This window comes from Psychrobacillus vulpis, assembly GCF_006861825.1.
Lineage (GTDB): Bacteria > Bacillota > Bacilli > Bacillales_A > Planococcaceae > Psychrobacillus > Psychrobacillus vulpis.
The window spans coordinates 85,508-98,582 of the sequence record NZ_VDGI01000006.1; the positions used below are offsets into that span (position 1 = coordinate 85,508).

General features: G+C 34.7%; 10 protein-coding genes and 1 pseudogene. 10 read left to right on the top strand and 1 reads right to left on the bottom strand.

The genetic code is table 11. From position 1 onward, the window contains the following. Positions 1-607 precede the first annotated feature (607 nt). The 10 genes and pseudogenes from mprF to FG384_RS07940 all read left to right on the top strand — a co-directional run bounded on the left by mprF (position 608) and on the right by FG384_RS07940 (position 12,063). Positions 608-3,184, top strand: a complete 2,577-nt coding sequence (gene mprF, locus FG384_RS07890) for a bifunctional lysylphosphatidylglycerol flippase/synthetase MprF (protein WP_166462406.1) — start codon at positions 608-610, stop codon at positions 3,182-3,184. Positions 3,185-3,260: 76 nt separating this feature from the next. Beyond that, positions 3,261-3,484, top strand: a pseudogene (locus FG384_RS07895) (hypothetical protein). Between the two features lie 98 nt (positions 3,485-3,582). Continuing rightward, on the top strand, positions 3,583-4,020 hold the full coding sequence (locus FG384_RS07900; RefSeq protein ID WP_142642051.1) for a YusW family protein: 438 nt from the start codon (positions 3,583-3,585) through the stop codon (positions 4,018-4,020). 193 nt (positions 4,021-4,213) lie between these two features. Beyond that, entirely contained in the window at positions 4,214-4,651 is a 438-nt protein-coding gene (locus FG384_RS07905; protein ID WP_142642052.1) for a MarR family winged helix-turn-helix transcriptional regulator, read from the top strand. A gap of 6 nt (positions 4,652-4,657) precedes the next feature. Next, the gene (locus FG384_RS07910) at positions 4,658-5,725 is read left to right on the top strand and encodes a threonine aldolase family protein (protein ID WP_142642053.1); all 1,068 of its coding nucleotides are present in this window, start codon (positions 4,658-4,660) and stop codon (positions 5,723-5,725) included. A 1,040-nt stretch (positions 5,726-6,765) separates the two neighbouring features. Next, positions 6,766-7,113, top strand: a complete 348-nt coding sequence (locus FG384_RS07920) for a PadR family transcriptional regulator (protein ID WP_142642055.1) — start codon at positions 6,766-6,768, stop codon at positions 7,111-7,113. Then, entirely contained in the window at positions 7,100-8,098 is a 999-nt protein-coding gene (locus tag FG384_RS07925) for an HAAS signaling domain-containing protein (RefSeq protein WP_142642056.1), read from the top strand. Before FG384_RS07920 ends, FG384_RS07925 begins: the two co-directional genes overlap by 14 nt. A gap of 395 nt (positions 8,099-8,493) precedes the next feature. Next, complete coding sequence (locus tag FG384_RS07930; protein ID WP_142642057.1) at positions 8,494-9,273, top strand: general stress protein; 780 nt, start codon at positions 8,494-8,496, stop codon at positions 9,271-9,273. 111 nt (positions 9,274-9,384) lie between these two features. After that, positions 9,385-10,296, top strand: a complete 912-nt coding sequence (locus FG384_RS07935) for an exonuclease domain-containing protein (protein ID WP_142642058.1) — start codon at positions 9,385-9,387, stop codon at positions 10,294-10,296. 81 nt (positions 10,297-10,377) lie between these two features. Further along, positions 10,378-12,063, top strand: coding sequence for a methyl-accepting chemotaxis protein (locus FG384_RS07940; protein WP_166462407.1), 1,686 nt, complete (start codon positions 10,378-10,380; stop codon positions 12,061-12,063). 340 nt (positions 12,064-12,403) lie between these two features. On the opposite strand, the gene FG384_RS07945 is transcribed toward FG384_RS07940, so the two are convergent. Next, positions 12,404-13,066 (bottom strand): hypothetical protein, encoded by a 663-nt coding sequence (locus tag FG384_RS07945; RefSeq protein WP_205961760.1) that lies wholly within the window; start codon positions 13,064-13,066, stop codon positions 12,404-12,406. Between the last annotated feature and the right edge of the window lie 9 nt (positions 13,067-13,075).

Sequence of the window (13,075 nt, forward strand, 5' to 3'; positions counted from 1 at the left end):
CTCCCTAATTGTAGTTCATAAAATGGATGAAGCTTTATATAAATTATAAAGATATCCAAATTTATGTGACAATCAGAAACTTACCATATATTCTGAAAATTTGAAATATGAGTTGCTAATGGCATATTATAGAATTAAAGAGAAAATGGTTATAATGGTACTTTTTGAAAAAATATATTAGTAGATTAGTTATGATTTCGACATATTCTACTTTTAGATAGTTTGAATTATTTTTCAGAGTTACTCAAAAAAAAGCAAATGTACTAATTGGGAAATATGATCAATATAGATTTACTTATAAAATTCTTTTAGAATTTTTAGATTTTTAATCCTTATTTAAAGGGATTGGAAGGAGATTAAATTGGTTTTGTTAGTTTAAATTAGGATTCTTTGTTTCACATTAAGTAAGAGGTAGAATGTCCTGGTTGTTTAGATTCATTTTCTTGTTTTTATTAAAAAGTTAATCCTTTTTCAAAAAAATTCTTAAAGTCGTTTTTTCGCATTTGAAATAGATAAATGGAATCATTTCGGATAGATAAATGATAAAATATGTCTTATAATGTCTTATTTTTATGGAAATCACCTAGAAGAAATGAGTTGATAAATTTTGATACAGTTTTGGAAGACACAATGGTTTTCTCGTGTTCTAAAAATAACCATACCACTTTTAATATTCACTGTTCTTTATATAGAATCTAATCAAGCACTGAAAAATTTAGACTTTACACTTCTGAAAGACCATTTTAAAGATCTAGCTTTGTATCAAGTAATAATGATAGTTGTTTTAGGGATTTTTGCTGTTTCCCCAATGCTATTATATGACTTTGTTCTAAGTCGTCACTTGCGAATGGTGATTCCGGTTAAAAAGAAATTAATATATTCCTGGACTGCCAACACTATGTCCAATTTTATTGGCTTTGGTGGAATTGCAGGAATGATGATCCGCACTTTTTTTTACGGGCAATATGGATACGATAAGAAAACACTCGTAAAAGGAATTGGATTAATTACTTTATTTTATTTATCAGGAATGTCATTGCTTAGCTGGTTCCCATTACTTGGAATTATTCAAACTCCGATTTTTCAAGAAGTAAAATGGATTCATTTTGCACTGATAGGAATTGCATTGTATTTTCCAATTTTAATCATAAGTATAAGAAAGAATAAAAAAGCTTCCGAGCAAAAACATATTAATAGTAAAAATATATTTTTGTTGGCTGTTATTTCTCTATTAGAGTGGATTTTTGCCTTTGTATTAATATATTTTATTTCTGTTTTTTTAGGGGTTTCCGTTTCTATTCCAAGTATGTTTGCAACTTTTATCGTAGCATCGTTTGCGGGTATCATAAGTATGCTTCCAGGTGGAATAGGATCGTTCGACTTGATGTTTTTACTTGGATTGGAAGGGCTCGGTGTACCTACGGAATTTACTTTATTAATCTTGCTATTGTACAGAATTAGTTATTTTATTCTTCCGGCTTTAGTTGGTGCGATAATGCTCTTATTTCATTTTTGGGGAGAAATGAATCAAAAATTGAATCGAATCCCATCGATTATATTGCAAAATATTAGTCACTGGATTGTCACTGCCTTTGTATTATTGGCAGGAATTACACTGTTACTAACTGCAGCGGCACCGACCGCACTTGAGAGAATAAAAGTGCCTAACGAGCTCTTAGCTTTACCTTTAATGAATCTATCTCACCAATTAACGGTTGGTTTAGGTATTTCTCTATTAATGTTGACGAGAGGGATACAGTATCGGGTGAAATGGGCATATCATTTAACATTAATTACTTTAATAGTCGCAGCTGTTTTCTCGTTATCAAAATGGTTTGACTATGAAGATGCAGCTTTTGTTCTTGTCGTTTTCATTGTTCTTCTTTTGTCAAAAAATCATTTTTATCGTGAAAATTTTGTTCCCACTTGGGGGAAATCAATAGTAGATATTATCGGAATCGGACTAATTTTAGGCTTGTTTATTTTTATTGGGTATGTCAATTTACCATCCTCCAATATCATCATTCCAGCAAAACTACAGCCATACGTCATAACAGAGTCAACTGATTTATTTCACAGTGCATTAACTGGTATTATTCTTGCTTTACTATATATGACTGCTGGTTACTTACTAAATAAACCAAGAAATTTTCCATTTGAAAAGTCTAATTCCTATGAAGATGAAATAAAAGCCCACCTTGATAAATACGAAGGTACTGCATTATCCCATTTGATCTTCCTTCATGATAAGTATATTTTTTGGAATCAATCAAGAACTGTCATGCTCTCTTTTCAAAAATATTCCGATAAGTTGATTGTATTAGGGGATTTAATAGGAGAAAAGGCAGATATTCTTCGTGCCATGGAGGAATTCCATGATCGAGCGAATGTATATGGATACACGCCAGTCTATTATCAAGTTACTTCTAAAATGTTCCCTTATCTTCATGAAAACGGTTATGATTTTTTTAAACTAGGAGAAGAAGCTTTTGTGGATCTTCCTTCTTTTGAATTGTCAGGTAAGAAGATGAAAAATTTACGTGCCAATAAAAATAAACTTGAAAGAGAAGGTTATTGTCTTCAAGTTATACAGCCTCCTCATTCAGATGCATTTCTTGCTAGTCTAAAACTTATATCAGATGAGTGGCTCGATGGCCGTAAAGAAAAAGGATTCTCTTTAGGCTGGTTTGATGCTACTTATTTAAAAACTGTTGCGATTGCTTTAGTGGTGGACGGAGAAGGGAAGAGTGTAGCATTTTGTAATATAATGCCTGCTTATGATAATGGGAAAATGGTTTCTATAGATCTCATGCGATATGCCGCAAATGCACCAAATGCTACTATGGATTTCTTATTTATCAAACTTTTTGAGTGGTATAAAGAAAAAAAATACGAGAAATTTAATCTAGGAATGGCACCTTTGGCAAATGTAGGACTGTCTAAGTATTCATTTTTGACAGAAAAAATTGCTTATCAAATTTTCTTATATGGTCATGCAGTATATCATTTTAAAGGTTTGAAAAAGTTTAAAGAAAAATATGCTGATCATTGGGAACCTAAATACTTGGCATTAAGAAAAAAAGCATCGTTACCAATAACTATGGCTCAAGTTTCCTTACTTATCGCTCGTTCAGGTCCGAACAATAAAAATAAGTGGATGTCTATTTTTTCTAAGTTTTATTGAAATATTAGGAAAAAGAGGTTTATGGAGAAAAAAATAGGTTAAACAGAGGATAACAATATTAAAAGGAGCGATAAATATGAAGAATAAATCATCTGAAAATCGCGAACGGCAAGATGTTATCGGCCGTATATTGGATAATCCGGATTTGGTGAAAACAAAGAAAGTATTTTCGATAAACACATTGATATGCAAACAGTAGATGCGGTTCCTGTAGAAGAATTAAATGAAAAGGTAAAAGATGAGAAAGATAAATATACGACAAAATCAACTTCTTCTAGTGAAGAACGATATCCGGATTAAGCGTTTAGGGAAAAGTAATGTATCTCCATTTGTTTATGAAATTATCATAATGGATATACCTTAATTAGATCTAAAATTCAGCTTAAGGGGAGATTAATATGAAAAAATACTCTATATACGGAAGTGTATTACTTTCTACAGCATTATTACTAGGGGCTTGTGGAGATAATGATAAGGATAATGTGAAAGATGCACCTGGCCACCATGAAATGCAAAATGAATTTGGATTTCAATCTTTTGATTTGGATATAGATACAGCAGACCAAAGAGATGTAATTGATGTATCTTTTGATATGGATGTATCCGAAACAGAAGCAGAATATGAAAACAAATTAGAATCGAAAAAATTGACAGGAGATAAAGCATACGATGAGTTGGCACCAATATTTAAAGACCTTGCATTGACTAAAGATATGAGTAAAGAAGAGGTCATCGAGAAAGTTTCCAAAGCATTTGGAGTAGAAGACTATACAGAATTTGATCTGGAAGTTGAGTTTTCAGACGGTGACAATCAAGAATTTAGAGATAAAAAATAGTTGGTGTATTGCCAAGTCATGAAAATAATGACTTGGCTTTTTTGTTGCTTAGAAAATTATAATCTGGATTGTGGATAACTTTCTAAAGTCGATTTCTTACAATTTATCTTACAAATATTTTCATGAAATGTTGACAAAGTCCACTAATTTCACTAGAGTATTAGTGGATAAAGTCCACTAAAAGGAGGCAGAAATGAATATAAGTAATGACATGATTGCAGATATACGGCAATTCAATAGATTTTATACGAATATACTTGGTGTATTAGATAAGCATATATTGGATACTGGATATTCTTTCACTGAGGCACGGGTAATTTTAGAAATCGGTTTGATGGAGCAGTGTATAGCAAACAATTTAGTTGATAAACTGGAAATTGATCGTAGCTACATGAGTAGGATAATTAACAAGCTAAGTAAAGATGGGCTGGTTATGAAGGAAAACTCGATCTTGGATAACAGAACTAGTCTGATACGGTTGACTCCTAAAGGAATTACTTTCTTCAACCAGATTAATGAAAAATCTGATAAACAAATAGTGAGATTATTCGAAGGATTATCACAGAAAGAAATAAAAGAGATCCATGCTTCTATGCTGTTCATTCAGAAGAAACTGGATAGTTTGGAGTGAATATAGATGATACGATTTGAAAATGATTATACAGAAGGTGCACATAAGCGAATTCTGAAACGATTAATAGAAACAAATGAAGAACAAACACCCGGATATGGGGTAGATGAATACTGTGAAAAAGCGAAAGCTTACATCCAAAGAGAGTGTGATGCTTCGAATGCAGATATACACTTTTTAGTAGGAGGAACACAAACGAATACAACTATAATAGCTTCAATTTTGCGCCCGCATCAAGGGGCAGTTGCTGCAATTACTGGTCATATCGCAATACATGAAACTGGAGCAATTGAAGCCACTGGTCATAAAGTACTTACTTTGCCGAGTGATGATGGAAAAATTCAAGCAAAACAGGTGAAAGAATTATATGACGCTCATTGGAATGATGTTACTCATGAGCATATGGTACAGCCAGGCTTGGTTTATATTTCTAATCCTACAGAAAATGGAACGACTTATAGTAAAGCCGAATTGGAAGCATTAAGTGAAGTATGTCGAGAATGTCGTTTGCCATTGGTATTGGATGGCGCTAGATTAGGGTATGGTTTGGCTTCAATAGACAGCGATTTAACCTTGGCAGATATTGCACGGCTATGTGATGTATTCTATATAGGTGGAACGAAAATTGGTGCAATGTTTGGTGAAGCAGTAGTCATTATAAATGATGCCTTGAAAAAGGATTTCCGATATATGATTAAGCAAAAAGGAGGTTTACTTGCTAAAGGGAGACTATTGGGTATTCAATTTGAAACCTTATTTGTAGATGGCTTATACTATGAAATTTCTAAACATGCTGTGGAAATGGCAATGATGATTCGAGAAGCATTTGTTGAAAATGGATTTTCATTACGATATGATTCTACATCAAATCAGCAGTTTCCGATTTTGACAAATGATGTAATTTTGGAACTAGGCAAAAAGTATTCATTTTCCTTCTGGGAAAAAGTCGATGCTACACACAGTTCAGTGAGATTTTGTACGAGTTGGGCTACGAAAAAAGAACATGTTGAGATGCTAGTAGAGGATATTAAGGCAACTAAAAGAGAAAAAAATGGCAACGATAGAGTTATTTAAAAATAAAGTACGGCAGATATTGTTTCGATACAATAACGGTTCTACAAAAAAGATTAAAATTCAACTATTGGAATAAGTTTAACTATCTTTTTTTTAATTGAATATGTTAAGAGCATGTTTTGACCAATCTTTTTTCAAAACATGCTTTTTCTATTTGTTTATATATTTGACTAATTGTCTTTATCCTGTTTTTTTAGAGTGGCACTTGCACATTTGTTCAAAGATAAGAAAGTATAAAAACTTGGTATGTCATGACACAGTACTCATCGCTGAATGTCTACAATTATCACTATAAAATGCAGAAGAAAGTACTCCGTAAAATCATTACATTCTTAATAAACTAGATGGATGGAGTGAAAAGCGGCGACTCCTGCGGGATAAGCGTTTGTCGAAGACCCCACAGCGTAGCGAGGAGGCTGAGGCAACGCCCGCGGAAAGCGTCCGATTGTAACGGAATCCTTTGACAAAAGACCATGTGGAATCTTTTGACCAAGTTTTTCTCTTTTTAGAAATAGAGTAAAAGAAGTAGTCATGCTATCTTTGTTTCGTTCACGATTCAAATGATCGTCATTCTACTTATAAACAGCAGCAATTATGAATAGACCAATATTAGTTGATGGGAGCGAAGACGGCGGCTTCTGCGGGAATAGCAGATGTTTTCTGCGCCGAAAGCGAAGTGGCAGGTGCATGAGCAGAAGGCCCCGCAGGAAAGACACTGGCCGAACTTTATTTGGCCAGTGTCTTTGCAGTGACGAGGAGACTGAAGCCATGCCCGCGAAAAGCGTCCGCTGTAACGGGAATCCACGGTTACTCTTCTTAAAAGGATCGGGCGTTTTTTTGCCCGGTTTTTCTTATTGCTTTTAAAATCACAAAATATGGATTTGTAAATAATTTTCTGTAAGCGTATTTATGCCTGGAATTCAGCACAAAAACGCTTTTTTTTCTTGTGGGGTAAATATTGATGTAGTGATCACAATAGTGTATGATGCATAGTATGATATATAGTGTACATTACACAGTATAAAGAGGTGAGAAAAAGTATGAGTAAATTACTAAGTTCTTTAACGATAGAACTAAGACGGGGGACTTTAACTTTAGCTGTATTAAGTCAGCTGCGAACTCCTCAATACGGTTATTCCCTTGTCCAATTATTAGAAAAATCGAATGTTGCAATAGACCAAAGTACACTATATCCACTGCTTCGTCGTTTAGAAAAACAAGAATTGGTCGTCAGTAGCTGGGACACATCTGAGAGTAGGCCACGCAAGTACTATGTATTAAGCGAATATGGAATAGAAATCTTCGAAAAGCTGAAAGAAGAGTGGGAGCAGACGACAAGAGAGCTATATACTTTATTGAAAGGAGAGGAAGAGAATGCATCTAATTGATGTTTACATTCAGGAAGTAACCCGTAGACTTCCTGAAAAGAATAGGCAGGATATTGCACTTGAGCTACGTTCAACAATTGAGGATATGCTACCTGAAAACTATACAGAGGTAGAAGTGAAGGAAGCTCTTGGAAAGATGGGAAGTCCAGTTTCGCTTGCTAGTGGTTATTTAGATCGGCCAATGCATTTAATAGGTCCACGCTACTTTGATGTATATGTAACTTTATTGAAAATGATTGTACCGATTGCAGCTACAATCGCCTTCATTATATTAATTGCAGAAAACATGTTCTCTTATAATGGGGAAGAAGCTTTGATAAATATAATTCTCACAATTGTTGGGAAAGGTATATGGGAAATTTTAAGCATATCTATTCATACTTTCTTTTGGATAACTTTAGTTTTTGCGATAATAGAACGGACAGATACGTCGAAAGAAAAGTTACCTTTAACAACTAGTTTAAAAGAGTGGACTCCAGATGATTTGAATAATATTCCGTATATTTTGAAGGGAAAAGAAATCTCTAAGTCATCGATTTTTGGAAGTCTGTTAGGGATTGCAATCTTTACAGCGATTTATTTTAATGCGGTTCAATTGATTGGTGTGTATGAAAAAATACAAGGAAAATTACAATTTGTTACACCTACCTTTAATCAGGAAGTGTTACATGCCTATTGGTTAATTGTCTTAATTGCAATTGGAGTAGAAGTCGCTTTAGTATGCTATAAATTTGTCATCGGTCAATGGACTAGAAAAGTAGCAATAATGAATACGTTACGACATGTCGTATCTTCCACTGTGTTTATTTTAATATTCAGTAATACCAATCTCATTAATCCAGATTTCATATCATATTTAGAGAGGTTGTTTAATACTTCTATTGAGATAAAAAGTTCAATTATTTTAGGAGTTATATTTTTGTGGATAGTCTCTGTAGTTATAGATGTAATACAAGGTTTTCGAAAAGCAAATATTAGTAAATAAGAAGAGATGCTTAGTCAGCTCTTCTTTCAGACTGTTGACAAACGCTTTCATTCTTCGTTGCTCCTGCGCAAAGCTCGTCGCAGAAAGTACATGTGCTTGCACATCGTTGTAAGCTCATGAACTTAAGTTCTATTCGCTTCCGCCTCGGTGCTCCTGCGGTTACTCGTCGCAAAGGGACTTTGCTGGCGCGCCTCGACTGACAAGCGTTTTCAAGACAGCCTGAAGTGAGACCTTCGAAATCGTATGTTGTTTTGCACCTTGTAAGAGAGATGCTTAGTCAGCTCTTCTTTTTTTATTTGTATTATTACAAAATTATTAAAAAAGTAAGTGAAAAGTTATTTTGTATCCATAAGGGGGTATGAAAAGAACAAGCCAAAATAATAGGAGGATACACAATGAATATCGAATCAAATCGACGAATCGAAGTAGCTCGTTCAGAAGAAGAGATGTATGAAAAATTGGAACTCCTGCAGGCACAAGGATACGAAGAAAGAGATATCCACTTGATATCAACAGAAAATGCTCATTTATATTCATTAAATCGTCATTCCGATGTTTCCACACATGAAGCAGGTACGTTTGTGGATAAGTTTAAGTCATGGTTTACTGGTGAAAATGCCATATCGGAGAGTTTAAGGAAATTGGATTTGGATACCCACGAAACTGAACTCATTTCGAATGGGATAGTAAACGGGAGCATAGTTCTATTTACAGACGTTGTAACTCATGCGGATGATGTTAGTTATGGGACAACCCAATATGAATCTGAATATACGGACACAGTAGGAACAGATGTCGTTCAGTCAAGATTTAAAGCAACGGAAGAACCGGTAAATGACTTTTCTAAAAAAGAGAGATTCACCCCACGTACAGATAAATTTGTGAATGAAACAAGTAAGCGTTTCGATGAACCGATAGATCGATTTACACGTGCTGAGTCATTTGCAACGGATCCATACTTAGCAAAAAGTGAAAAGCATAACGGACACACAATGGAAGAAGAAAAAATGATTCGAGAGCGTCGCCCTACCAATATGGAGGTTGTACAAAACGATAATCAGCGCTCTCCAACATTGGAAGATGAGAAAGAAGGGGTGACGTTAGAACAATATGAGGAAAGACTAGAAAGAGAGAAAAGGCGAGAACAAGTACCCCCGATGAATAGGCTACACTGAACGAAGTGAACTGCCCTGCCCCTTGTAGAATTTATAATCTACAAGGGGTTTTAAGTGTTCCAATGAATATGAGATAATCTATATCGATACATTCGAAATGGAGGAACAAAAATGGACTTTGTAGCAATAGATTTTGAGACCGCGAATAGTTCACGGTCTAGTGTATGCTCCATCGGAATTGTACAAGTAAAGGATGGGGCAATAAAAGATGAAATACATACTTTTATAAATCCTTTAAGTGAATTTCATTATTACAATACTAAAATTCATGGAATCTCAGAAGAGATGGTTGTAAGTGCACCTACATTTGAAGAGTTTTGGCCTGACTTCAAAGGTTTCATCGAAAATCAAACAATCATCGCACATAATGCTAGTTTTGATATTAGTGTTCTACGTTCATCCCTAAACAATTTTCATGAATCTTATCCCGATTTTCAATATGGATGTTCCTATTTAATCGCCAAAAAGGTTTGGCCAAATTTATTCAATCATAAGCTATCAACTGTAGCGAATTATTTAGGGATTAGTTTAAAGCATCATGACGCTTTGGAAGATGCTCGTGCTTCTGCTTTAATAACGGTAGAGGCGTTGAGAAAAACACGAACGAATTCGATCCAAGAATTATTAAACTTACAAAAAATAAAAATAGGTATCCCTACAGCTATTAACAAACAACTAAACCGTACGAAAAAAACTAATGAAGATACTTTAATGCAATCACTTGTCTCAGAAATACCAAGACTAAACAAAAAGCATCCATTTTACCGATCTACTATCGTTTTTACAGGGAGAATGGTCTCAATGACAAGAACACAAGCTGCACAATTAGCAGTTAATTGCGGTGCAATATGTAGCGGTAATGTTGATAGTAATACGAATTTTTTAGTCGTTGGAGATAATGATTTAGTGAAATATGTACAAGGTATTAAAAGTACGAAAATGAAAAAAGTTGAAGCAATGATTAGTAAAGGAATGCCGATTGAAATTGTAGGAGAACAAGATTTTTTGAGATTAGTTCGTTAAAACGACAAGAGATTCAAAGACTCTTTAAACCTTTTATATAAATTTAGTTGAAAAACACTTTGCCACATGTGGGGGAACATCATGAGAATAAAAACAAGGCTGATTTTGGTTACATCCATTTTATTATTATCTATTATGGTTGTAGGGGGAATTGCTACATGGTCTTTATCAGACGTTATTACTAAAAATAATCATCTAACCAAACTGATGGAAATGCAAACGATCTCCAAACAAATTCAATATAGACTAGCAGGTCTTTCTAATGACGAAAGAGCGTTATTGCTAACAGGTGATCAAACCTATGCAAAGCAAATGGAAGAAAAGTCCGATGATATTAAAGAACAATTCAACAATTTAAGTAAATTATCTAGTAAAGCTTCCGATCAAAACATAATTGATGACATAGAAAAAAACTATGAGCAATTTTGGGCTCAAAGTCAATTAGTTATTCAGAATAGTACAATTGATCCTACGAAGTCAGAAGAAATCCATTTTGGTGAAGAACGTAGAATACGTAAAGAAATTCTAGATCCATCATTTGAGAGTTTCATAGACCAATTAAATCAAGCAACAGATGAAGCTCAGAAAAATATGGAGTCACACTCAAAGCTAAGTAAAATAGTTTTAATAGCGATATCTGGTGCTGCAATCTTTACTGGAATTACTCTTGGAGGAGTGCTCCTTAAAGCTATTTTAGTTCCTTTAGGTCATTTAAAAAATCAAATGAATGAAATTGCAAATGGAGATGGGGATTTAACTCAAACAATTCATATAAGAAATAAGGATGAGTTAGGGGAAGTTGCGAGTTCCTTCAATCAATTCCTCTCCTCTTTGAGAGTAATGATTACGCAAATTAGTAAATCCTCAAGCCAAGCGACGGGAGCTTCAGAAGAATTTTCTGCTAGTGCTGACCAATCAAAAATTTCTTCCCATCAAATAGCAGAGAATATCCAAAATGTTTCTGAAAGTATGGATGATCAGTCGCAAATATTAAAAGATAGTTCCTATGCTGTTGAGCAGTCTCTAGAAAGATTACAAAGTATGACACTGCAAACAACAGAAGTATCTAAAGAAACAAGTGAAGTTAGTTTGCAAGCCAGTAATGGAGAAGAATCCGTAAGGAAAATAGTTAGTTCTATGCAAGTAATTTATGAATCCGTGTCCAAAGCAGATAATAATATAAACTCATTAGCGGAAGATGCAGTAAAAATTGGAGAAATTACAACTATTATTAATGAGATTGCAGATCAAACAAATCTTCTTGCATTAAACGCAGCAATTGAAGCAGCAAGAGCAGGAGAGCATGGAAAAGGGTTTGCAATAGTAGCTGACGAAGTACGTAAATTAGCAGAACAATCGAGCCATTCAGCTAACCAAATTAGAGGACTTATCACTGGTATTCAAGGGACAACAAATGAAACGGTTCAAACCATTGAAACAGTTAAAATAAATGTGGATAGTGGAATAGATTTAACTACAGCGACAGCTATTCAATTTAGAGAGATTATCCGTTCTATTTCGAATGTCTCTAGTAAAATACAAGAAATTGCTTTAGCAACGGGGCAACTAACGGGAGATTTCCAAGTGGTTGCAAAAAAATATGAAGAAGTTAATCTTCTGTTTAAAGATAGTTCTGAAAGCACACATGAAATTGCAGCTGCTACAGAGGAGCAGTTAGCTACTATGGATGAAATTCAATCTGCCGCACAATCATTGACAACTATTTCCGACTCCCTTAACGAGATGGTACATAGGTTTAAAATTTAATATGAGAATAAAGACTTCCCGTTCATTTTCTAAATGGACGGGAAGTTTTTTCGATATATAGGAAATTATGAAATTTCGACTTGTGGGTAAGTTTCTATAAGTACTTTTACGTCCAGACTCCTGCTCGAACCTCGTCGCAATTAGACATTGTCGCAGCAAACGGGGCCTGCATCTTTCTTTCCTGTTTTGGAAGTTATCACATCTCAATTCTATTGATAACTTTATACAAGTAAATCTACTTCTAGACTTCAGTTCTAGCCACTCGTTGTTAGAAACATAATATGATTCTAGAGCAAATCCTCCTCATTTTTTCTAATGGGGGAGTCCCATGTAATAATTCTTATGCGGCAATTTTTTTAATAATAATTGCCGCATTGATAACACTATTTGAACTATTACCATTCTCAACTATATCAAGAGTTTGTTTTCTTAGTGTTAGCTCTGTATTTGCATCTAATTGAATGACTTGAATACCTATGTTAAGTGAATTTCCGTTCATTCCACCATAGGTTGTACCTGTTATTTCCATACTATTTGCGAAGAGAGTAAGTTGATTTGACTGACTTCCAGGAACGTGGTACATGATTTCATAAACACCTGATTGCTTTACCGTAATGATAGAGTCTCCTTCAGTGTGTATAATGCCAGCTGTTAATATGCCATTTGTGTCAAATGTTATATTTTCTTCCTGTGCATTTTTTTGTTCACCTGTATTGTAAATATAGGCATATTCTGCAATTCCACCAGCTGCCCCATCAATTCCACGAGGTCCTCGAGGCCCTGGAGGACCGGTATCGCCTGGTTCACCAGGAGGCCCAGCTACTCCTTGAAGTCCTTCTAGACCCATAAATCCCCTTGGACCACGTTCTCCAGAAGGACCTTGAGGACCCGGAGGACCCATAGCACCAGCATCACCAGGAGGCCCAGCGTATCCTCTAAATCCACGTTTACCTCGGTTACTATGAACCTTTCCGCATTTACTGCATGGTTGTCGATTTTCCACTTTTTCACC